This is a genomic window from Streptococcus mitis SK564, from assembly GCF_000148525.1.
Classification (GTDB): Bacteria; Bacillota; Bacilli; order Lactobacillales; family Streptococcaceae; genus Streptococcus; species Streptococcus mitis_H.
In genome coordinates this window covers 1-24,105 of the sequence record NZ_AEDU01000026.1, presented here as the reverse complement: position 1 = coordinate 24,105, position 24,105 = coordinate 1, and the positions used below count along the sequence as shown (strand labels likewise).

22 protein-coding genes are annotated in these 24,105 nt (G+C 38.8%); 20 read left to right on the top strand and 2 right to left on the bottom strand.

What is annotated here, in order from left to right; translation table 11 throughout:
- From SMSK564_RS11100 to SMSK564_RS11015, 19 genes are all read left to right on the top strand, one after another.
- Positions 1–1,099: hypothetical protein (locus SMSK564_RS11100; protein WP_001184723.1), on the top strand; the 1,099-nt coding region annotated here is incomplete at its 5' end.
- A gap of 31 nt (positions 1,100–1,130) precedes the next feature.
- Positions 1,131–2,132 (top strand): virulence RhuM family protein, encoded by a 1,002-nt coding sequence (locus SMSK564_RS11095; RefSeq protein ID WP_025170927.1) that lies wholly within the window; start codon positions 1,131–1,133, stop codon positions 2,130–2,132.
- Between the two features lie 122 nt (positions 2,133–2,254).
- Positions 2,255–4,906, top strand: coding sequence for a valine--tRNA ligase (locus tag SMSK564_RS11090; protein WP_000032171.1), 2,652 nt, complete (start codon positions 2,255–2,257; stop codon positions 4,904–4,906).
- Between the two features lie 73 nt (positions 4,907–4,979).
- Positions 4,980–6,011 carry a hypothetical protein gene (locus SMSK564_RS11085; RefSeq protein ID WP_000421224.1) on the top strand — a complete coding sequence of 344 codons (1,032 nt, stop codon included), beginning with the start codon at positions 4,980–4,982 and terminating at the stop codon, positions 6,009–6,011.
- Complete coding sequence (locus SMSK564_RS11080) at positions 5,992–7,422, top strand: hypothetical protein (RefSeq protein WP_000426099.1); 1,431 nt, start codon at positions 5,992–5,994, stop codon at positions 7,420–7,422. The genes SMSK564_RS11085 and SMSK564_RS11080 overlap by 20 nt, the downstream gene beginning before the upstream one ends.
- Before the next feature lie 234 nt (positions 7,423–7,656).
- Positions 7,657–8,460, top strand: a complete 804-nt coding sequence (locus tag SMSK564_RS11075) for a Fic/DOC family protein (protein ID WP_001183262.1) — start codon at positions 7,657–7,659, stop codon at positions 8,458–8,460.
- A 270-nt stretch (positions 8,461–8,730) separates the two neighbouring features.
- Positions 8,731–11,409, top strand: coding sequence for a TOTE conflict system archaeo-eukaryotic primase domain-containing protein (locus tag SMSK564_RS11070; RefSeq protein WP_000268094.1), 2,679 nt, complete (start codon positions 8,731–8,733; stop codon positions 11,407–11,409).
- A gap of 25 nt (positions 11,410–11,434) precedes the next feature.
- Complete coding sequence (locus tag SMSK564_RS12980) at positions 11,435–11,608, top strand: hypothetical protein (protein WP_000576262.1); 174 nt, start codon at positions 11,435–11,437, stop codon at positions 11,606–11,608.
- 117 nt (positions 11,609–11,725) lie between these two features.
- Positions 11,726–12,313: a DNA-directed RNA polymerase subunit delta gene (gene rpoE, locus SMSK564_RS11065; protein WP_000418410.1), complete on the top strand. Its 588-nt coding sequence runs from the start codon at positions 11,726–11,728 to the stop codon at positions 12,311–12,313.
- Positions 12,314–12,702: 389 nt separating this feature from the next.
- On the top strand, positions 12,703–14,310 hold the full coding sequence (locus SMSK564_RS11060; RefSeq protein ID WP_000105247.1) for a CTP synthase: 1,608 nt from the start codon (positions 12,703–12,705) through the stop codon (positions 14,308–14,310).
- Positions 14,311–14,429: 119 nt separating this feature from the next.
- Positions 14,430–15,506 carry an N-acetylmuramoyl-L-alanine amidase family protein gene (locus SMSK564_RS11055; protein ID WP_000724446.1) on the top strand — a complete coding sequence of 359 codons (1,077 nt, stop codon included), beginning with the start codon at positions 14,430–14,432 and terminating at the stop codon, positions 15,504–15,506.
- Positions 15,507–15,710: 204 nt separating this feature from the next.
- Entirely contained in the window at positions 15,711–16,010 is a 300-nt protein-coding gene (locus tag SMSK564_RS11050; RefSeq protein WP_001815024.1) for a DUF4651 domain-containing protein, read from the top strand.
- Entirely contained in the window at positions 16,007–16,324 is a 318-nt protein-coding gene (locus tag SMSK564_RS11045; protein WP_000615777.1) for a thioredoxin family protein, read from the top strand. The genes SMSK564_RS11050 and SMSK564_RS11045 overlap by 4 nt, the downstream gene beginning before the upstream one ends.
- Positions 16,325–16,339: 15 nt before the next feature.
- Complete coding sequence (gene ytpR, locus SMSK564_RS11040; RefSeq protein WP_000578294.1) at positions 16,340–16,966, top strand: YtpR family tRNA-binding protein; 627 nt, start codon at positions 16,340–16,342, stop codon at positions 16,964–16,966.
- Positions 16,967–17,007: 41 nt separating this feature from the next.
- Complete coding sequence (locus tag SMSK564_RS11035; RefSeq protein WP_001107775.1) at positions 17,008–17,769, top strand: SDR family NAD(P)-dependent oxidoreductase; 762 nt, start codon at positions 17,008–17,010, stop codon at positions 17,767–17,769.
- Between the two features lie 76 nt (positions 17,770–17,845).
- Positions 17,846–18,241: a single-stranded DNA-binding protein gene (locus tag SMSK564_RS11030; RefSeq protein WP_000282439.1), complete on the top strand. Its 396-nt coding sequence runs from the start codon at positions 17,846–17,848 to the stop codon at positions 18,239–18,241.
- A 155-nt stretch (positions 18,242–18,396) separates the two neighbouring features.
- The gene (gene groES / locus SMSK564_RS11025; RefSeq protein WP_000917332.1) at positions 18,397–18,681 is read left to right on the top strand and encodes a co-chaperone GroES; all 285 of its coding nucleotides are present in this window, start codon (positions 18,397–18,399) and stop codon (positions 18,679–18,681) included.
- A 15-nt stretch (positions 18,682–18,696) separates the two neighbouring features.
- Entirely contained in the window at positions 18,697–20,319 is a 1,623-nt protein-coding gene (gene groL / locus SMSK564_RS11020; protein WP_000031571.1) for a chaperonin GroEL, read from the top strand.
- 137 nt (positions 20,320–20,456) lie between these two features.
- The gene (locus SMSK564_RS11015; RefSeq protein WP_000567571.1) at positions 20,457–21,224 is read left to right on the top strand and encodes an epoxyqueuosine reductase QueH; all 768 of its coding nucleotides are present in this window, start codon (positions 20,457–20,459) and stop codon (positions 21,222–21,224) included.
- 69 nt (positions 21,225–21,293) lie between these two features.
- On the opposite strand, the gene ntdP is transcribed toward SMSK564_RS11015, so the two are convergent.
- Complete coding sequence (gene ntdP, locus SMSK564_RS11010) at positions 21,294–21,827, bottom strand: nucleoside tri-diphosphate phosphatase (RefSeq protein WP_000775316.1); 534 nt, start codon at positions 21,825–21,827, stop codon at positions 21,294–21,296.
- 88 nt (positions 21,828–21,915) lie between these two features.
- Complete coding sequence (gene recX, locus SMSK564_RS11005; RefSeq protein ID WP_000705079.1) at positions 21,916–22,692, bottom strand: recombination regulator RecX; 777 nt, start codon at positions 22,690–22,692, stop codon at positions 21,916–21,918.
- 37 nt (positions 22,693–22,729) lie between these two features.
- Here recX and rlmD point away from each other — a divergent pair, with 37 nt between their 5' ends.
- Entirely contained in the window at positions 22,730–24,085 is a 1,356-nt protein-coding gene (rlmD, locus tag SMSK564_RS11000) for a 23S rRNA (uracil(1939)-C(5))-methyltransferase RlmD (RefSeq protein ID WP_001050318.1), read from the top strand.
- The last annotated feature ends 20 nt before the right edge of the window (positions 24,086–24,105 follow it).

Sequence of the window (24,105 nt, the reverse complement as noted above, 5' to 3'; positions counted from 1 at the left end):
CGATGAACTACATACAGCAGTGATGCAATATGCTGATGAATATGGAGAGTATCCAGATGTTCAGCTAATTAATTACCAACTGAAAAATGGAAGTTTTTACTGGCATGAGGATCATGCTTTATTTAGAGAAGCTATGCATACTCCGAATACACAGAAGCGAAATAAACTGTTAAAGCAAGTTTTAAAAATCAATCCAGATTACTTTGCTGCTGATTTTCATTTATTCTTATCAGAAGTTGAAGATTTTGATTTGTCAACCTTTAAAAAAGTATTGGATTTTGAAATTCTAGTTTTAGAAAAATGGAAAATGAATGGATACAATAGTTGGAATTATTTTGAAGCACGCCCTATCCTGTCTGCTCTGATGTTTCTGATTGAGTATTATATGATGGAGAACTTCAATTCTAAGGCTATAGAATTGATTGACCTATATTTGAGTAAGCGACCAGAACGGTTTCCTCCTAATTTTGTCTTCTGTATGCTTTCCTTGTATCATATTACTGGTCAGGAACTAAAGGTTGAACGTTTCTATCGTGAAGAATTAAATAAAGGGAAACGGGATGATACCATTCTTATTCATGCCATCATCTCTGCTTTTTCTCAAGGAAAAATTGAGGAAGCCAGTCAGCTATTTGCAAAATTAGTGGAGATCAATGATGAAGCTGTTGAATTCTTTATAGAGGAAGATTGGCAATTCAAAGTTATAGATATCGAAGACCAAGAATGCTATTGTCCAAATTCAGTTGAATCGCTACAAGCTAGTTTGTATCCTCTGTTTGATTATTTACTAGAAAATATTATTTTAACGAAATTTTTAACAAACGAAGCCAAGAAGTTCCGTCGTAAACCAGTATTTTCGAATCATTCTAGTATGATAAGAAATTTATCCGAGGTCACTGACTGGTATTCCTTTATGAACGAGGAAACAATGAAGGGAATTCGGATGGATCTTGTTCATATCTTTGTTGAAAATGGGATTCGTAGGTCTTCAGATTTCAAAAAATGGACTGAAAAAGAAGTTCTCGCTTTGAAGGGAATTGGTCCCGTAACCGTTAAAAAGCTGAAAGAAAACGGCATAAAGTTTAAGAACGAGAAGTAGTTGTTTATGGAAAGTAGGAGGTGAAATGGTCTTGAATGAAATTTCTAATTTCATCCTGTATACTACACCAAATGGCGACGTTCAGCTAGATATCCTTTTACAGGATGAAAATCTTTGGTTGACTCAAAAAGGTCTTGCAGAGCTCTTTGGAGTTGAACGAAGTGTCATTACAAAGCACTTAAAAAACATTTATTATAGTGGTGAATTAGATAAGGTGTCAACTTGTGCAAAATTTGCACAGGTTCAACAAGAGGGAAATAGAGCTGTCCGGCGTGAACTTGAATATTACAATCTTGATGCTATCATTTCAGTAGGCTATCGTGTAAATTCCAGCAAGGCTACTCAATTTAGAATATGGGCAACCAAGACCTTGAAAGAATTTATCATCAAAGGTTTTGTTTTAGATGATGAACGCTTGAAACAAGGACAGACAGTTTTCGGACAAGATTATTTCCGTGAACTTTTAGAACGAATTCGCTCTATTCGTGCTAGCGAACGCCGGATTTATCAGCAAATCACGGATATCTTTGCTGAATGTGCCATAGATTATGATCGAAACTCAGATATTACTAAAAATTTCTATGCTATGGTGCAAAATAAATTTCATTATGCAATTACTGGAAGTACGGCTGCAGAAATTATCTATCAACAAGCCGATGCTAGTAAAGAAAAAATGGGATTAACTTCTTGGAAGAATGCACCTGATGGACGAGTGCTCAAATCAGATGTAACGGTAGCCAAAAATTATTTGCAAGAAAAAGAAATTCGACAACTAGAGCGAACTGTTACAGCCTATTTTGATTATATCGAGGGTTTGGTTGAGCGCCGTAATACGTTTACAATGCGAGGATTGGCAGATAGTATTGATCGTTTTCTATCTTTTAATGAGTACGAAATTTTAGAAGGAAAAGGAAGTATTTCCAAGAAACAAGCAGACTCAAAAGCCATTCAGGAGTATGAAAAATTTAACCGAACTCAAAAAATTATATCAGACTTTGATAAACATATTATGAAGATAATGAGAGAAAGTTAATGTAAAATTTTCACCGTTTCTTTGCTTATAGAAGATAATGAGAAAAACAAGATGAGTTGAATCAAGGCCTATCTTCTACATACTAATTTTATTTAAAGATATTAACTAGAAAGGACAAACACATGTCTAAAGAACTTTCACCTAAATACAATCCAGCCGAGGTTGAGGCTGGTCGTTACCAAAAATGGCTTGATGCGGATGTTTTCAAGCCTTCAGGAGATCAAAAGGCTAAGCCTTATTCAATCGTCATTCCACCACCAAACGTAACTGGGAAACTTCACCTTGGTCACGCTTGGGATACGACTTTGCAAGATATCATCATCCGTCAAAAACGTATGCAAGGTTTTGATACCCTTTGGCTTCCAGGGATGGACCACGCGGGGATTGCGACTCAAGCTAAGGTTGAGGAGCGCTTGCGTGGAGAGGGCATTACACGTTATGACCTAGGTCGTGAAAAATTCCTCGACAAGGTCTGGGAATGGAAAGACGAGTATGCCACTACTATCAAGGAACAATGGGGCAAGATGGGCCTCTCTGTCGATTACTCTCGCGAGCGTTTCACTCTTGATGAAGGTTTGTCAAAAGCTGTTCGCAAGGTCTTTGTGGACCTCTACAAGAAAGGTTGGATCTACCGTGGTGAGTTTATCATCAACTGGGACCCAGCAGCTCGCACAGCCCTTTCTGATATCGAGGTGATTCATAAGGATGTCGAAGGTGCCTTCTACCACATGAACTACATGCTGGAAGACGGTTCACGCGCCCTTGAAGTTGCCACAACTCGTCCTGAGACCATGTTTGGGGACGTTGCCGTTGCGGTCAACCCAGAAGACCCACGCTACAAGGATTTGATTGGTCAAAACGTTATTCTGCCAATCGCTAATAAACTTATCCCGATCGTTGGAGACGAGCACGCAGATCCTGAATTTGGTACTGGTGTCGTGAAAATCACGCCTGCCCACGATCCAAACGACTTCTTGGTTGGTCAACGCCACAACTTGCCACAAGTCAACGTCATGAACGACGACGGAACTATGAACGAGCTTGCCTTCGAATTTGCAGGCATGGACCGTTTTGAAGCTCGTAAGGCAGTCGTTGCTAAACTGGAAGAAATCGGTGCCCTTGTTAAAATCGAAAAACGTGTCCACAGTGTTGGCCACTCAGAGCGTACAGGTGTTGTGGTTGAGCCACGCTTGTCTACTCAATGGTTTGTCAAGATGAACCAATTGGCGAAAAATGCTATTGCAAACCAAGACACAGAGGACAAAGTTGAATTCTACCCACCTCGTTTCAACGATACCTTCCTCCAATGGATGGAAAATGTCCATGACTGGGTAATCTCTCGTCAGCTCTGGTGGGGTCACCAAATCCCTGCTTGGTACAATGCTGAGGGTGAAATGTACGTCGGTGAAGAAGCTCCAGAAGGTGACGGATGGACACAAGATGAAGACGTCTTGGATACTTGGTTTAGTTCTGCCCTTTGGCCATTCTCAACCATGGGCTGGCCTGATGTCGACTCAGAAGATTTCAAACGTTACTTCCCAACTTCAACCTTGGTAACAGGTTACGACATTATCTTCTTTTGGGTATCTCGTATGATCTTCCAATCCTTGGAATTCACTGGTCGTCAGCCATTCCAAAACGTGCTTATCCACGGTCTCATCCGTGACGAGCAAGGACGCAAGATGTCCAAATCTCTCGGTAACGGGATTGACCCGATGGATGTCATCGAAAAATACGGTGCCGATGCCCTTCGTTGGTTCCTTTCAAACGGTTTTGCACCAGGTCAAGACGTGCGTTTCTCTTACGAGAAAATGGATGCTTCATGGAACTTCATTAACAAGATCTGGAACATCTCTCGCTACATCCTCATGAATAATGAAGGCTTGACCCTTGAGCAAGCAACTGCCAATGTGGAAAAAGTTGTTAACAAGGAAGCTGGGAATGTCACAGACCGCTGGATTCTTCACAACCTCAATGAAACCATCGGCAAAGCTACTGCCAACTTTGACAAGTTTGAGTTTGGTGTCGCTGGACATATCCTTTACAACTTCATCTGGGACGAGTTTGCGGACTGGTATGTTGAATTGACCAAGGAAGTCCTTTATAGCGACAATGAAGAAGAGAAAGTCATCACACGTTCTGTTCTCCTTTACACTTTGGACAAGATTCTTCGTCTCCTTCACCCAATCATGCCATTCGTGACAGAGGAAATCTTTGGGCAAATCTCAGAAGGTTCTATCGTTACGGCGGAATACCCGACTGTTAACCCAGCCTTTGAAGACCTTGTTGCCCACACTGGTGTGGAAAGCCTCAAAGACTTGATCCGTGCTGTTCGGAATGCGCGTGCGGAAGTAAACGTTGCTCCAAGCAAGCCTATCACCATCCTTGTTAAGACAAGTGATAGCGACTTGGAAGCCTTCTTTAACAGCAATGTCAACTACATCAAACGCTTCACAAATCCAGAACACTTGGAAATCGCATCTACCATCCCTGCACCTGAACTGGCTATGTCAAGCGTCATCACAGGAGCAGAAATCTACCTGCCACTGGCAGACCTCCTCAACGTCGAAGAAGAACTGGCTCGTCTCGATAAGGAATTGGCTAAATGGCAAAAAGAACTGGACATGGTTGGTAAGAAGCTCTCTAACGAACGCTTCGTAGCCAATGCCAAACCAGAAGTTGTTCAAAAAGAACGCGACAAACAAGCCGACTACCAAGTCAAGTACGATGCGACCGTAGCACGTATTGATGAGATGAAGAAGTTGGTAAAATAAACATAGAAACACGGCGGAATGCCGTGTTTTTATGGTATACTGGTTATAGTAATTATAATTAGGAGTAAAATTAGTGGAATTAAAGGTAGCTACTATTTATACGATTGATAGAGAAAATAATACTACAACAAAGAATATACCAGATGATGGCATAAAATTTGATGAGTATCTTCATACAGTTCTTATTACAATAGCAAATAATAAAATTGTAAAGAATTATAAATCAAAAGCAGAAACAACACAAGTTATAAATTGTATAAAAAATATAATAGATAATCAAAGCGAACCAACTGTTTGTGAAGAATTTTTTGAATCAGTTTCTATGAGATTGTTGGAGAAAGAAATATCTGCACAGAGTAAAATAGAAAAAATGAAAAAATCTGTTCAAGTTGGGTCACTGATTCAAGCATTGTTTTATGATAGAGATAATCAAAGATATATGTTTTTACTTGCAAAAGTAGCTCATGTTGTTTTTGTAAATCAAGTAGGTTTATCAGATACACAAGGTTTTCCAAAAGATATTAAAGTTTATAAATCAGCAACTTTTTATATTGATGCAACTAGTAGCGAAGAGATTGGAGTTCAACTACATCAAGATACAATTACTAAGTATTGGTATGATGAATTTCTGGAGCTAATTGAATTGACTAATGATGAGGAAAATACAAAAAACGCTTTCAATGCTATTGATGGTTTTTTGAATAGAAAGATTAAGCAAGAATATCCAAAAGATCGAGCATTTTTAAGGAATTCTTTTATCCATTATTTCAGAACAAATGCTACTATGGATTATGATTCTATGATTGATGACATTTTTAATGATTATTCTTCTATTGATGAATCATTTCCAAGAGAACGATTTAAAAATGAATTACTTGAATTACCAGAAAAGAAAAAAATTGAGAGGAATTTTCAAGTAGTTGCCGATATTGTAAAGGCTAGAATCCGTACAAATTATGAAGTATACCCGGGCATAAGATTAACAGTTTCAGAAAATAGAGAAGTTATTGAAACTTATACAGAACAAGGGAAAAAGTATTTAAAAATACAAGTTACCGATGAAACGACTTATTTAGAATTTACGTATGGAAATGACAATATATGATATTCTATTAGAAAAATTTAAAACTGATGATGATCGACTTTACTTTGAAGCCAAACAATCATTTTCTCTGGAAGCACTACCTGGAATTTCATTCTTTAAGACTCTTATAAAGGCAGTACCAGAACGAGATAAAATAATAATTAATTTAACTAATGATGCCGGGAGAGAGTTACGAATTGATAATTTAACACTGAATGATGTTTATATAGATTTTATATCTTACTCTGATCAAATCGACGTAACTATCTCTATAAATAAAAACATTTTAAATAATACTCTATCAATCTTTAATTACAATAAGTTTATTGATAATCTAAGCAAGCTTGATAACGTTGTTTTTCTGAATTTTTTGAGTTCGATAATAACTAGCAAAGCAGAGTATATTTTTTTTGAAGTTTATGATAACGATATGCTTGGTAAAGCATATCGAACAGAAACTATATTTTTTAAATATTATAAAGATAAGTGTTTTGAATATTCGAAAACAAATAGATTAGAATTGTTTTCGAAAGTATTGTTTACTAATAATTTTTTTAATTTAAATGAGTTTCCCTTACTTCCAAACGATTTTCATATAGTCAGTAGTGAGTTCGATTCTAGAATAAAAGAACTATTTCAAAAATGGGAGATACTATTTTCATTTATTTATCTATCTTCTTTTTCATTTCTTCACAAAGAGAAATTAAATTTATCTAAAGATGCAACAAAGAACATAACAGATGTTATAAATATAAATCAATTTTCTTTTTTATACTCCAAGGAAATATATGATATTTTTAATTGGATTTACCATGATGATATTTATCTGGATAAACTTACAATAGCAAGGGAAGTAATAGAATCGTCAATATTTGATTTTAGTGATTTAAAATTAAGTGTAAGAGATATTTCAAGGGTTTATAATTTATATATAAAAAATAATGTGTCGGAATATCTAAGTGCTAAAAAGGATATAGGTGATTTTATAGTACATACACTGTATGAAATGGATCAGTATAGTAATGTTATAATTGGTAGTTTTAGCAATAACTTTGTTGCGTTAGTAGCATTTATTACGACTACTATGATAGCTAATATTGTATCTGATTCTACTCTAGATAATATTTTTAGTAAAGATATTCTATGGTTGTTGCTGTTTGCGCTTTTTGGTTCTTTAATTTATTGTTATTTATCTAATAAAAAATTTAATAAAGATGTGACAGATTTCAATAAAGTTTTTGAGAGATTAAAAAATAATTATAAAGATATTTTGATAGGGGAAAATATTGGTAGTTTATTTTCTGAATCTGAATTTAAACAGCAAGTTGAAAATATATCAGAGATTAGACTGAATATAAATATTATTTGGATTGTATCTTCTATTTTATTAATTTTTCTTACCATTGTTGCATTATATAATAAATCTATTTAATCTATTTTTAGAAAGCAACTCACTACACGACAAACCCTCTAAGTTCGAACAGCTCTGAGAAGTACAAGATTGTAGCTTTCTTCTCAAGTGTTAGGGGGAATTGAGTTGGGATTTGAATAGACCAACGAGTTCAGAGTGGTGTATGCCAATGATGGTTTTTTATAATTTACGCCAATTCCATGCCCATTTCACCATTTACCTATGACACAGAAAAACAATTGAAAGGATCTTTCTATGCAACCAACTTACAACATTGACAATCCAAACTTGTCTTATGAAGCTAAACGTGATTTATGGCGGATAGGTTTTGGTCTGCAGAAAGTTGACAATCTAGTGCCATCAGCTTATATGGAATCTTTGGCTGAGAAACAGGCTCGGGGTGAACTGACTTATGAGCAGGTTTATGAGGATGCAACGGCTTATCATCATACCATTGATGCGAGTACGGAGGAGGCAGACTTGGTTTCTCTTCGTATCGTGGAACTATTATCTCGAAGAGGCTTTAGCTTCAGTCCTGCAACCTTACTTGCTATTCATAAGGAGTTGTTTCAAGATATATTTGAAACCTCTATTCCGGTGGGGCAATTTCGTCAGACCAATATCACAAAGAATGAACCTGTTTTGAATGGTGAAAGTGTTGTGTACTCTGATTACTCCATGATTCAAATGACATTGGATTATGATTTTAATCAGGAAAAACAAGTTGCATATGCGACACTAACCCAAGCGGATATGGTTAAAAAAATCCAGCATTTTATTTCAGGAATCTGGCAGATTCATCCATTTCGCGAAGGAAACACTCGGACGGTAACGGTCTTTTTGATTCAGTATCTTCGTGAGTTTGGTTTTGATATTGATAATACACCATTTCAGCAACATTCCAAGTATTTTCGTGATGCCTTAGTATTAGATAATGCAAAGATTTTACAGCGACGTCCTGAGTTTTTAACAGCTTTTTTTGAAAATCTCTTGCTCGGTGGTCAAAATGATTTGTCTTCAGAAAAAATGTATCTAGATTTAGACCTCGATTTTTCATAATCCTAATACTGAGTAAACATTGAATTTTAGGCAAAAATGAAGTAAATATTCTCATAAGAAAACGTATATCATCAAAGTTTTAGTCGCTTGATGATATGCGTTTTTTTAATTTTATAGACTGCTCGTTTAAACTCTAATTACCTAGTGCCTTCCGGAGCGAGACGGAATATTAGTCACATACAAAATGAGTACTATTAGGATGTTATTTTCGTGTACAATTTCAGCTATTCTTGTTATAATCAGCCTATAGGAATCAAGGAGGTGATTGTTATGGCTGTTTTTGTGTCTTTGGATGGAATTGTGGTAGAAGTACTTGATGTCTTTTCTTCTTTTAATGGGGATAGTGAGTTTTTCTTGTGTAAACATCTTAAAGACAAGAGTCAGTTTGTGATGGAACGCTCTCAGTTCGAGGAGATGTTCCAACTTCAAAGTAGTCGCTTGACGACGCAAGAAAAATTACAATTGTTTACCTCCGTGTTTGCTGGCCGTTATGATGTTTATGCTAAGAGTTTCATCAATGATCAAGGGAAAATTCAGTATTTTCCATCCTATGATTATGGTTGGAAGCAGTTGCCACCTGAAAAACGGAGTTTCCAGACATTGACGGATTCCGTTTTGAAATCTCATTTTCGTGGGGAGACAGCTATCGGTATCTTTCCTATGCACTTAGATGATAGCTGTTATTTTTTGGTACTGGATTTGGATGAAAGAGATTGGAAAGAAGCCGGTTTAGCCATTCGAAGAATAGCCAGGGAACGCCAGATGGAAGCCCATCTAGAGATTTCTCGTTCGGGTCACGGACTCCATATTTGGTTCTTCTTTGAGGAAGCGATTCCGAGTCGAGAGGCTCGCTTGTTTGGAAAGAAACTGTTAGAACTGGCAATGCAGGAAAGTATGCAACTGTCCTTTGATTCTTTTGATCGCATGTTTCCAAATCAGGATGTTCTTCCTAAAGGTGGATTTGGTAATTTGATTGCCCTTCCTTTTCAAGGAGAAGCTTATCATCAAGGGCGAACGGTCTTTGTGGATGAACATTTTCAGCCTTATGAAGACCAATGGAGGTATCTACAAGAAATTCAGAGGGTTTCAACTGCTAAAGTGGCACTGTTAATCCAAGAGGAGTTAGGCAAGCAAGAATTGGATAAGGAGTTGAAGGTCGTCTTATCCAATATGATCCAACTTGAAAAATCGTCTGTGACACCCAAGACACTGTTTTTCTTGAAAAATATGGCTTCATTTTCTAATCCCGAATTTTATTTAAAGCAGGCTATGCGACAGCCAACCTATCAAATTCCTGAGCGAATGTATTTATTTGGAGAATCCGATCATTATTTATGGCTGCCAAGAGGCTTGCTGTATCCATTGCAAGATAAATTTAAGCAGGTATCTGTGGAAGATAGGAGAAAGGTACAAAGGTCTATTAGAGTGGAATTTAAGGGAGAACTCACTTTTGAGCAAGAGTTAGCCCTGTCAGATATGATTTCCAAAGAAAATGGTTTACTCCATGCGGAGACTGGTTTTGGGAAGACCGTTTTAGGTGCTGCCCTCATCTCTGAACGGAAGACCAAAACAATTATCCTAGTTCATAATAGGCAACTCTTAGACCAATGGCTGGATCGTTTAAACCATTTTTTGACTTTCGAAGAGGAAGAAGCTACCCGTTATACGCCATCAGGTCGTGAAAGGGCAATAGGCTATGTCGGGCAGTACGGTGGGACTAAGAAATGGCTGAGTGAACTGGTTGATGTCGTTATGATCCAATCTCAATTTAAGTTGGAAAATAGCCAAAGTCTTTTGGATAAGTATGAGATGATGATTGTGGATGAGTGTCATCACGTGTCTGCCTTGATGTTTGAAAAAGTTGTGGCACAGTTTAGAGGGAAGTATCTTTACGGTTTGACGGCTACGCCTGAACGTAAGAATGGTCATGAACCTATTGTTTTTCAGAGAATTGGTGAGATACTTCATACTGCTGGTAAGAGGGAGACATCTTTTAAACGGCAATTGCAATTAAGATTCACTTCTTTTGGTCATCTGGAAATTGAAAAGACTAAAGCAAGTAATTTTATACAGCTTAGTGATTGGATTGCTACTGACTCAGTGAGGAATCAGATGATTCTCAAGGATATTCTAGACCAAGTGGCAGAAGGGCGGAATATCTTGGTTCTAGTCAATCGAATTCAACAGATAGATGTCTTTGAAAAGTTATTGAAAGAGAAAGAGGTTGATGACTGTTATATTATTAACGGAAAAACTAAAGTCCGAGAGAGAACAAGTTTACTGGAGACGTTAGAACAGTTAGATAAAGGGTTTGTTTTGTTGTCTACTGGAAAATACATTGGCGAAGGTTTTGACTTGCCTCAGTTGGACACGCTTATCTTGGCAGCACCCTTTTCTTGGAAAAATAATTTGATTCAGTATGCAGGTCGGATTCATAGAAACTACAAAGATAAGTCTTTGGTGCGTATTTTCGATTATGTGGATATTCATGTTCCTTATTTAGAAAAGATGTTTCAGAAACGACAAGTAGCTTATCGAAAGATGGATTATCGTGTCATCGAGGGTGAGGAGAAACAATTCGTTTATGTTGATAGTAGATATGAGAAGGTGTTGAGAGAGGACTTAGCAGGGGAAAGACAGGGGGGTATGCTTATTTTACCTTATGTGCACCAGACAAAACTGATGAATTTTCTAAAAGAATTTAGGATTAGTCAAATTGAGATATGTATACCAGAGACGGTTGCAAATAAATCCGGGCTAGACCAGTTGAAGAGCAAGAAGATTAAAGTATCTTTTACTCAATCAAAAATAGTCACGCCTATTCTATTGGTGAACAAGACCATTGTTTGGTATGGTGCAATGCCATTATTAGGGAAGGTAGATGAAATGACTATACTACGTTTGGAATCAGCTAGTATAGCTTCTGAAATAGTGGCAGGTTTACGATAGAGAAAATTTTTAAAAATTTCTATGTATGATTTTCATTTTGCAGGAACGCGAAGTCTTGACGGGTCAACGACTCAATGAACTGGAAATCAACGGTATTCGTTTAACCAAGTTTAAAAATGGGGAAATAGGTATTGAATTTATCTGGATTGATACTGAAAATCCACCTCACGATGCCATCGGATGGGTAGCAAAGAAATAATTCTCCCCCTTAACCTTTGACTATTCCGCAAAATTATCGTAAAATAAAGAGTAAATGATAAAATGAGGTCAGAGTCTGTTCGCTCTGGCGATAGTAGTATAAATGAGGAGAAACGCTTTGGAATTAGAAGTATTTGCTGGGCAAGAAAAAAGTGAACTATCTATGATTGAGGTAGCGCGTGCTATCTTGGAACTTCGTGGTCGCGATCATGAGATGCATTTTAGCGATCTTGTAAACGAAATTCAAAACTACCTTGGAACATCAAACAGCGATATCCGCGAAGCCTTGCCTTTGTTCTACACAGAGTTGAACTTTGACGGTAGCTTCATCTCACTTGGAGACAACAAATGGGGTCTTCGTTCATGGTATGGTGTGGATGAAATAGACGAAGAAATCATCGCTCTTGAAGAAAATGATGACGATGAAGTAGCACCAAAAGCTAAGAAAAAACGTGTCAATGCCTTCATGGATGGTGATTCAGATGCCATTGACTACAATGCAGATGACCCAGAAGACGAAGATGCATACGAAGCAGATCCAGCTCTTTCATATGATGATGAAAATCCAGATGATGAGAAAAATGAAGTGGAAGCTTACGATGCAGAAATCAACGAAATCGCTCCTGATGACTTGGGTGAAGACGTGGATCTCAACGAAGAAGATGACGAGTTCTCAGAAGATGATGCTGAAAACATCGAGGAATAAAAGTTAGCTATTGACAATTATCCTATTTTTAGGTATCATATTGTTCGGGCACCTCTTTTAGAGGTCGGGGCTCCCTAGTTACTAGGGAGCTATTTTTATTTTTTCAGGAAGTTATCTTCTTGTATTTTATATTCAATGAAAATCAAAGAGCAAACTAGGAAACTAGCCGCAGGTTGCTCAAAACACTGTTTTGAGGTTGTAGATAAGACTGACAAAGTCAGGAACACATATCTACGGCAAGGCGATGTTGACGCTGTTTGAAGAGATTTTCGAAGAGTATTAGTTGTGAATCTGGTGCAGTAGTCCCAGATTATTCTTATTAGTAGGGCCTTGTTTCCTATGTCCCCTCGTAGTTAACAAGACCTTGAGCATTTTAGAAAGAGGAATCTATGTCTACGAAATATATTTTTGTAACTGGTGGTGTGGTATCGTCTATTGGGAAAGGGATTGTTGCAGCTAGTCTGGGTCGTCTCTTGAAAAATCGTGGTCTCAAAGTAACCATTCAAAAATTTGACCCTTATATCAATATCGATCCGGGAACCATGAGTCCTTATCAGCACGGGGAAGTTTTTGTAACGGATGACGGAGCTGAGACAGATTTGGACTTGGGTCACTATGAACGCTTCATCGATATCAATCTAAACAAATATTCCAACGTGACAACTGGTAAAATTTACAGTGAAGTTCTTCGTAAAGAACGCCGTGGAGAATATCTTGGTGCAACTGTTCAAGTCATTCCTCATATCACAGATGCTTTGAAAGAAAAAATCAAGCGTGCCGCTCTAACGACTGACTCTGATGTCATTATCACAGAGGTTGGTGGAACTGTCGGGGATATCGAGTCCTTGCCATTCCTAGAGGCCCTTCGTCAGATGAAGGCAGATGTGGGTGCAGATAATGTCATGTACATTCATACAACCTTGCTTCCATATCTCAAGGCAGCTGGTGAAATGAAAACCAAACCAACTCAACACTCTGTCAAAGAATTGCGTGGATTGGGAATCCAACCAAATATGTTGGTTATTCGTACAGAAGAGCCAGCTGGTCAAGGAATTAAAAACAAACTAGCCCAGTTCTGTGATGTGGCACCAGAAGCCGTTATCGAATCGTTGGATGTCGAACATCTTTACCAAATTCCATTGAACTTGCAGGCTCAAGGTATGGATCAAATTGTCTGTGACCATTTGAAATTAGACGCACCAGTAGCAGATATGACTGAGTGGTCAGCTATGGTGGACAAGGTCATGAACCTCAAGAAACAAGTTAAAATTTCCCTTGTCGGTAAGTATGTTGAGTTGCAAGATGCCTACATTTCTGTGGTTGAAGCCTTGAAACACTCTGGTTATGCTAACGACGCAGAAGTTAAGATTAATTGGGTCAATGCCAATGATGTGACAGCAGAGAATGTAGCAGAGCTCTTGTCTGATGCGGACGGAATCATCGTACCCGGTGGTTTTGGCCAACGTGGTACTGAAGGGAAAATCCAAGCTATCCGCTATGCGCGTGAAAATGATGTTCCAATGTTAGGTGTCTGCTTGGGAATGCAGTTGACATGTATCGAGTTTGCTCGTCACGTTTTAGGTCTTGAAGATGCCAATTCTGCAGAGCTTGCACCAGAAACAAAATACCCTATCATTGATATCATGCGTGATCAGATTGATGTTGAGGATATGGGTGGAACCCTTCGTTTGGGGCTTTATCCATCTAAGTTGAAACGTGGCTCTAAGGCAGCAGCTGCTTATCATAATCAAGAAGTGGTGCAACGTCGTCACCGTCACCGTTATGAGTTTAACAATGCCTTCCGTGAGCAGTTTGAGGCAGCAGGCTTTGTCTTCTCAGGTGTTTCTCCAGACAATCGTTTGGTAGAAATTGTGGAAATTCCAGAAAATAAATTCTTTGTAGCGTGTCAGTATCACCCTGAACTGTCAAGCCGTCCAAACCGCCCAGAAGAACTCTACACTGCCTTTGTCACTGCAGCAGTTGAGAACAGCAATTAGCAAAATCAGAACCTTTGAGAAGAATCTCAGAGGTTTTTTGCTTGCATATTTAGGATATGAGTTGCAAAATAAAAACATAGTGATATAATTAACATAAAAAATCCTAAGGAGGAACTACAATGAAAAAAATCACATTATTTGGTTTGTCTCTAGCTGGTCTAGCTTTACTGGCTTTTCCACATTCAGGGCAGGCATTTGAGCTTAAAGAAGAATGGGTTGTTAAGTGTGGAGTGCAGTATCAAGATGGCAAGATTCTTCGATTTAACAATGGCCATGAAGTGGATATTAAAGTCTTGGATTTGCCAAAAACCGAGAAAATCGAGTGGACGGTTAGTCTCGATGGTCAAGATCAGACAGTCAATTTTCTAGGTCAAGAAAAGGACAAGTCTATGATTGGTATAGAAGGGCGTTACCTGAATTTCTACGTACCTTATGGCTATAGAGGAGATATCAAGGTAGAAGCTAAGAGCGGAAACGAAGTAAAGACCTGGTCAACGAAAGTTGTGGATGATATTCATAATGATAGTGGAAAGAGAGGTTACTATCGTATTGAAGAATCAAATGATCAATACACCTACCTTGATACAAAATGGAACTATCAAACCAAGACTTACACTGCTACCTTACCAGAGACTGTCAATGGTCAAAAAGTATATGCTTGGGGAGACTATGACAATGGCGAGTTGAAGCTTGAAAAACTAAAAACTATCAGTCATAAATATGATGATGGAGGATCTTTCAAAGAACTTTATCCGATTCTAAAAGCAGAAAGTTGGCTAAAATCAAACCAAAACTGGTACTATCAAAAACAAGGTCAATTAGTGCAGAAGGATTGGGTTTATGACAAGGGGACTTGGTACTTTATGAATGATAAAGGGATCATGTTCAATCAAACTTGGCTTTATCAAGGTAGTAACTGGTATGCCTTTAAATCATCAGGAGCCATGATTGCGAGTGATTGGCTTTACGACCAAGGCAAGTGGTACTATTTATCAACTTCAGGAGCCATGAAAGCAAACACTTGGGTTTATGACAAGGGAGAATGGTATTATGTAAGTTCTTCTGGTGCCATGCTAGCGAATGATTGGGTCAAAGATAATGGCAAGTGGTATTATCTAGCTTCATCAGGTAAGATGCTTCGCAATACCTACACACCTGATGGTTATTACGTTGGCAACTCAGGTGCCTGGCAATAAGAATAATGCTCTTCGAAAATCTCTTCAAACCAAGTCAGCTTCATCTACAACCTCAAAACAGTGCTTTGAGCAACCTGCGACTAGCTTCCTAGTTTGCTCTTTGATTTTTATTGAGTATAAGAAGTCCTTTTCCTTCAAGGAAGAGGCTTTTTACTTGCTTTTCTGTTGCTTCCTCATTTGTCCTAAAGCCTTTTTTGTGTTAAAATGAATGGTATGAAAGCTAAAAAAATGTGGATGGCAGGTCTGGCTCTGCTTGGTATTGGGAGCCTTGCCCTTGCTACGAAAAAAGTTGCAGATGACCATAAGCTCATGAAGACTCAGGAAGAGTTGACAGCGATTGTACGAGACCATTTTTCAGACATGGGGGAAATTGCGACCCTCTATGTTCAAGTATATGAAAGCAGTCTAGAGAGCTTGGTTGGCGGTGTCATTTTTGAGGATGGCCGTCATTATACCTTTGTCTATGAAAATGAAGACCTAGTCTATGAGGAGGAAGTCTTATGATACAACCAGCAAGTTTAGAAGAATTGGCATCTTTAGTAGAAAAAGATGGCAAGAAGGTTTTCCTTTTTGTGGCGGACTGGTGTGGCGATTGCCGTTATATTTATCCTGCCTTGCCAGAAATTGAGGAGACCAATCCAGAGTTCACCTTTATTCGAGTGGACCGAGACCAGTATATGGATTTGGCCAAACTCTGGGATGTATATGGAATCCCTAGCCTTGTTGTTCTAGAAAAGGACAAGGAAATCGGTCGTTTTGTTAATCGCGACCGTAAAAGTAAGCAACAAATTAACGACTTTTTAGCAGGACTGAAATAGGAGAAAATAGAAACAATGATTTTTACATATAACAAAGAACATGTCGGTGATGTCCTTATGGTCATCGTGAAAAATAGCGGAGATGCCAAACTGGATGTAGAACGCAAAGGCAAGGTAGCTCGTGTTTTTCTAAAAGAGAATGGAGAAACAGTAGCTTGGAATATTTTTGAAGTTTCAAGTTTATTTGAAATTGCAGAGCGTGGTCAGGTCTTTTTGTCAGATGAGCAAGTCGCTCGTTTGAACCAAGAATTGCAGGCGGAAGACTTTACAGAAGAAATTGTCAATGACAAGGAACCTAAGTTTGTTGTTGGTGAAATTGTCGAGATGGTAGCCCATCCAGATAGTGATCATCTCAACATCTGCCAAGTTGCAGTCGCAAGTGACAAGACAGTGCAAATTGTTGCAGGGGCTCCTAATGCGCGTGTCGGGTTGAAAACCATTGTAGCCCTTCCTGGAGCAATGATGCCCAAAGGCAACCTCATTTTCCCAGGTGAACTTCGTGGTGAAAAGAGTTTTGGCATGATGTGTAGTCCTCGTGAATTGCAGCTGCCAAATGCTCCGCAAAAACGTGGTATTATTGAATTATCAGAAGACCAAGTTGTCGGAACACCATTTGATCCAGCTAAACACTGGACTGCCTAGGCACTTGTTAGTATCTGATAGACCAGCTAGAAGGAAATAAGATGGCAAAAAATGTAGTGATTACAGGAGCGACATCAGGTATTGGTGAAGCAATTGCGCGTGCTTATCTGGAGCAGGGTGAGAATGTCGTTCTAACTGGACGACGGATAGACAGACTAGAAGCCCTCAAGTTGGAGTTTGTAGAAGCCTTCCCAAATCAGACAGTTTGGACTTTTCCGCTAGATGTCACAGATATGACCATTGTAAAGACTGTCTGCTCTGATATTCTAGAAACGATAGGTCAGATTGATATTCTGGTCAACAATGCCGGACTGGCTCTAGGTTTAGCACCTTATCAGGACTATGAAGAGTTGGATATGTTGACCATGCTGGATACCAATGTCAAAGGTTTGATGGCAGTTACTCGCTGTTTCTTGCCAGCAATGGTAAAAGCCAATCAAGGACATATCATCAATATGGGCTCAACCGCAGGAATTTATGCCTATGCAGGTGCAGCAGTTTATTCAGCTACCAAGGCAGCGGTTAAGACCTTTTCAGATGGACTGCGAATTGATACCATCGCAACGGATATCAAGGTGACAACCATTCAGCCAGGGATTGTCGAAACAGATTTTTCTACGGTACGTTTTCATGGTGATAAAGAACGAGCTGCGTCCGTTTACCAAGGAATAGAAGCTTTGCAAGCTCAGGATATTGCAGACACAGTAGTCTATGTGACTAGTCAACCTCGTCGTGTTCAGATTACAGATATGACCATTATGGCAAATCAACAAGCGACAGGTTTCATGGTTCATAAAAACTAAAAAATTTCCTCGAAAAGTTACAAATTTCTGTAACTTTTTTGATTTCCTACGAATAGATAAGTAGGAGGAAAAAAATATGTATAATAAAGTTATTTTAATTGGACGCTTGACGTCTACACCAGAATTGCACAAAACCAACAATGACAAGTCAGTAGCGCGAGCAACTATCGCTGTGAACCGTCGTTACAAAGACCAAAACGGTGAACGCGAAGCTGATTTTGTCAATATGGTCCTTTGGGGAAGACTAGCAGAAAGCTTGGCCAGTTACGCAACTAAAGGAAGTCTCATTTCCGTTGATGGGGAATTGCGTACTCGTCGCTTTGAGAAAAATGGTCAAATGAACTACGTGACCGAAGTCCTTGTCACAGGATTCCAACTCTTGGAAAGTCGTGCCCAACGTGCCATGCGTGAAAATAATGCAGGCCAAGATTTGGCGGATTTGGTCTTGGAAGAGGAAGAATTGCCATTTTAAACATTGAAAAGTCTGAGTTGCTCTCAGGCTTTTTATCTTGAGAAAGTCAGACTTTTTTCTTGACTATTTCTGACCAAGTGATACAATAGAACTATGATTTAGCACTCAGATATAAAGAGTGCTAATACTATCTATCTCATTATGGAGGAAATCAGATGTTGAAACCATTAGGGGACCGTGTGGTCTTAAAAATCGAAGAAAAAGAACAAACTGTTGGAGGTTTTGTCCTCGCAGGTTCAGCCCAAGAAAAAACAAAAACAGCCCAAGTTGTAGCTACTGGACAAGGTGTTCGTACCTTGAACGGTGACTTGGTGGCTCCAAGTGTCAAGGTTGGAGATCGTGTCTTAGTTGAAGCTCACGCAGGTCTTGATGTCAAAGATGGCGATGAAAAGTACATCATCGTAGGGGAAGCTAACATCTTGGCAATCATTGAAGAATAGAAGGAGAAAGTAAGTATGTCAAAAGAAATTAAATTTTCATCTGACGCTCGTTCAGCTATGGTCCGTGGTGTCGATATCCTTGCAGACACTGTTAAAGTAACCTTGGGACCAAAAGGCCGCAATGTTGTTCTTGAAAAATCATTCGGTTCACCCTTGATTACCAATGACGGTGTGACCATTGCCAAAGAAATCGAATTGGAAGACCATTTTGAAAATATGGGTGCCAAATTGGTATCAGAAGTAGCTTCAAAAACCAATGATATCGCAGGTGATGGGACTACAACTGCAACTGTCTTGACCCAAGCAATCGTCCGTGAAGGAATCAAAAACGTCACAGCAGGTGCCAATCCAATCGGCATTCGTCGTGGGATTGAAACAGCAGTTGCTGCAGCAGTTGAAGCCTTGAAAAACAACGCCATCCCTGTTGCCAACAAAGAAGCTATCGCTCAGGTTGCAGCCGTATCTTCTCGTTCTGAAAAAGTTGGTGAGTACATCTCTGAAGCCATGGAAAAAGTTGGCAAAGATGGAGTCATTACTATCGAAGAATCACGTGGTATGGAAACAGAACTTGAAGTTGTGGAAGGAATGCAGTTTGACCGTGGTTATCTTTCACAGTATATGGTAACAGATAGCGAAAAAATGGTAGCTGACCTTGAAAATCCATACATTTTGATTACTGATAAGAAGATTTCAAATATCCAAGAAATCTTACCACTTCTAGAAAGCATTCTCCAAAGCAATCGTCCACTCTTGATTATTGCGGATGATGTAGATGGTGAAGCTCTTCCAACTCTTGTTTTGAACAAGATTCGTGGAACCTTCAACGTGGTAGCGGTCAAGGCACCTGGTTTTGGTGACCGCCGCAAAGCTATGCTCGAAGACATTGCCATCTTAACAGGCGGAACAGTTATCACAGAAGACCTTGGTCTTGAGTTGAAAGATGCGACAATTGAAGCTCTTGGTCAAGCAGCGAGAGTAACTGTGGACAAAGATAGCACGGTTATCGTAGAAGGTGCTGGAAATCCTGAAGCGATTTCTCACCGTGTTGCAGTTATCAAGTCTCAAATCGAAACCACAACTTCTGAATTTGACCGTGAAAAATTGCAAGAACGCTTGGCCAAATTGTCAGGTGGTGTAGCGGTTATTAAGGTCGGAGCCGCAACTGAAACTGAGTTGAAAGAAATGAAACTCCGCATTGAAGATGCCCTCAACGCTACTCGTGCAGCTGTTGAAGAAGGTATCGTTGCAGGTGGTGGAACAGCCCTTGCCAATGTCATCCCAGCCGTGGCTGATTTGGAATTGACAGGAGACGAATCAACAGGTCGCAATATTGTTCTCCGTGCCTTGGAAGAACCTGTTCGTCAAATTGCCCACAATGCAGGATTTGAAGGATCTATCGTTATCGATCGTTTGAAAAATGCCGAGCTTGGTACAGGCTTCAACGCAGCAACTGGCGAGTGGGTCAACATGATTGATCAAGGGATTATCGATCCAGTTAAAGTGAGTCGTTCAGCTCTTCAAAACGCAGCATCTGTAGCTAGCTTGATTTTGACAACAGAAGCAGTCGTAGCCAATAAGCCAGAACCAGTAGCTCCAGCTCCAGCAATGGATCCAAGCATGATGGGCGGTATGATGTAAGCTTTCTATAGAAAACAACTTATAAAAAACACAAAAGGAGGGAATGACTAACCCTCCTTTTTATGCTATTCACTTCTAAATAGATTTGAGCTCTCCTAACTTATATGATAAAATAAGACTAGAAAAAGGAGAATAACATGATTGATGTAGAAGAAATTCTGAGCAAGATGAATCCCAATCAGAAGATTAATTATGACCGTGTTATGCAGAAAATGGTACAAGTATGGGAGAAAAATGAGCAACGTCCAACTATTCTCATGCATGTTTGCTGTGCCCCTTGTAGTACCTATACACTAGAATATTTGACCAAGTATGCAGACGTGACCATCTATTTTGCCAATTCTAATATCCATCCCAAGGCAGAATACCATAAGCGTGCCTATGTTACCAAGAAATTTGTCAGTGATTTCAATGAGCGGACAGGGAATACGGTTCAGTATCTAGAAGCTCCCTATGAACCCAATGAATACCGTAAGTTAGTCAGAGGACTAGAGGAGGAGCCAGAAGGTGGCGACCGTTGCAAGGTTTGCTTTGACTATCGACTGGATAAAACAGCGCAAGTGGCTATGGACTTGGGATTTGACTACTTTGGCTCAGCTTTGACCATCAGTCCTCATAAGAATTCTCAAACCATCAACAGCATCGGAATCGATGTGCAAAAGATTTATACCACCCACTATCTTCCCAGCGATTTCAAGAAAAATCAAGGCTACAAACGTTCAGTAGAGATGTGTGAAGAGTATGACATCTACCGTCAATGTTATTGTGGATGCGTCTATGCGGCTCAAGCTCAGAATATTGACTTGGTTCAGGTTAAGAAGGGCGCTACAGCTTTCTTGCTGGATAAGGATGTTGAAAAAGATTATTCCCATATCAAATTTACAGTTACTAAATTGGATATATAGAGACCAACCCAGCTGAAAAGCTGGGTTTTTCAAATAAAAAACCAGGGCTTTCACCCTAGTTTGACAACTTTACCGATTCTTTAGTTCTACATAGCGCTTGTACCAAATGTTTACATAGGCTTCTGAGAAAGGACCACGTCCATTATTAATCCAATCAACAAGAATTTTGACATGTTCTTTTAAAATATAGTCTAAGTCATCAGAATAATTCATTTTGCGTTTGTGACGCTCGTACTCTTCAACGTCCAAGAGACGTTTTTCCCCATCTGTAAAAATTTTAACATCCAAATCGTAATCAATATACTTCAGTGCTTCTTCATCCAGATAGTAGGGGCTAGCCATATTGCAATAGTAGGAAATTCCATTATCACGAATCATGGCAATGATATTAAACCAATATTTCTTGTGAAAGTAAACAATAGCCGGTTCTCGAGTGACCCAACGACGACCATCACTTTCGGTAACCAGTGTATGATCGTTGACACCAATAATGGCGTTTTCTGTTGTTTTTAGTACCATGGTGTCCCGCCAAGTTCGGTGGAGACTCCCATCATGCTTATAACTTTGAATTGTAATAAAGTCGCCTTCTTTTGGAAGTTTCATAACTAACCAACTTTCTACAATTTATAAGTTTATCGTTTACTATTGTACCATAAAAATGCCTAAAATCTGTGAATTTTACACGAAAATATTAAAGATATTCTCTAAGAGCGCTTGCTATATCCGAAAAATCGTAGCCCTTTCGTGCTAAAACTTGAGTTAAACGCTGCTTCAGTTCGTATCCTTCATACTTTCGGGCATACTTGGCATATTGCTTATCAAGTTCCTTGAAGATGAGTTCCTGAGTCGTTTCTTGGTCAACTTGACTATCCAATTCGTCAAAGGCACTTTTAGCTTCAGAGTATGAGAAGCCCTTTTTGGTCAAGTTCTGGATAATCTTATCTTGCAAGGCGCGAGTTGGAAGTTTTCCTTCATATTTTTTCAATAGTTTATTAGCTACACGTTGAGCAACTTCCGAAAAATCAAATTCTTTCAATATCTCTTCTATAGTGGATTTTGAAATTCCTTTTTGTGTTAGTTTCTGAGTCAGTACATAAGGCCCCTTGTCTCCTGAAAGTTGATTGGCATTGATGATAGCATAAGCGTACTGACTATCATTAATCCAATTATCTTCTTTAAGATTAATAATGACTTGAGAAACTATGTTTTCATCAATATCGTATTTTTTCAGATATTCTCTGACCTCTTTTTCAGTGCGTGCTTTAAAGGATAAATGGTAGAGGGCTAGATTCTTACCGTAAGAAAATTTGGCAAAGTCCTGAATCTCTTTCAATTCCTCTTCGCTTATCACCTTATCTCTCGATAACATAAAACGAACAATAGTATCTTCAGTAATGTAGCATTTATCGTCATTATCAAGCTCCATCAGATAGAGTCTTTTTTTCTTTTCAAGTTTTGTGATTTTCATAGTTCTATTATAACTCAAAATGTGATAAGATAGGGGTATGAATCTGAAAGTGAAACAAAAAATACCATTAAAAATCAAGCGCATGGGAATTAATGGTGAGGGAATCGGCTTTTACCAAAAAACGTTAGTTTTTGTACCTGGAGCACTAAAAGGAGAAGATATCTATTGTCAGATTACTTCTATTAGACGCAACTTTGTTGAAGCAAAATTACTAAAGGTCAACAAGAAGTCTAAATTCCGAGTTGTGCCAGCTTGTACTATTTACAATGAGTGCGGAGGCTGCCAAATCATGCACCTGCATTATGATAAACAACTGGAATTCAAGACGGACTTACTTTACCAAGCGCTGAAAAAATTTGCCCCTGCAGGATATGAAAACTATGAAATCCGTCCAACTATTGGAATGCAGGAACCAAAGTACTACCGTGCTAAGTTACAATTTCAGACTCGAAAATTTAAAAATCAGGTCAAGGCAGGTCTGTATGCACAAAACTCTCACTATTTAGTAGAGTTGAAAGACTGCCTGGTACAAGACAAGGAAACCCAAGTGATTGCTAATCGTCTAGCAGAATTACTTACTTATCACCAGATTCCAATCACCGATGAGAGAAAAGTTCTTGGTGTTAGGACTATTATGGTCCGACGAGCAAGAAAGACTGGACAGGTTCAGATTATTATTGTTACAAACTGCCAGCTTAATTTCACAAAACTGGTAAAAGATTTAGTTAAAGATTTTCCAGAAGTTGTGACAGTAGCTGTAAATACAAATACAGCTAAAACAAGTGAAATATATGGTGAAAAGACAGAGATTATCTGGGGACAAGAGAGTATTCAAGAAGGTGTACTCGATTATGAATTTTCACTATCTCCTCGAGCTTTCTATCAACTAAATCCTGAACAAACAGAGGTTCTTTATAACGAGGCGGTAAAAGCCTTGGATGTAAATAAAGAAGACCATTTGATTGATGCTTATTGTGGAGTTGGAACGATTGGATTTGCCTTTGCAAAGAAAGTAAAAACACTCAGAGGTATGGATATTATTCCAGAAGCTATTGAAGATGCTAAGCGAAATGCTAAAAGAATGGGATTTGACAATACGCATTATGAAGCTGGAACAGCAGAAGAGATTATTCCTCGTTGGTACAAGGAAGGCTACCGAGCAGATGCTCTGATTGTGGACCCACCACGTACAGGTCTGGATGATAAGTTATTAGATACTATTCTTACTTATGTACCAGAAAAAATGGTTTATATTTCTTGCAATGTTTCGACCTTGGCTCGTGATTTGGGACGCTTAGTAGAAGTCTATGATCTTCATTATATCCAGTCGGTCGATATGTTCCCACATACAGCTCGAACTGAAGCTGTTGTAAAATTAATAAAAAAAGTTTAAAAAAGGTGTTGACAAAAAAT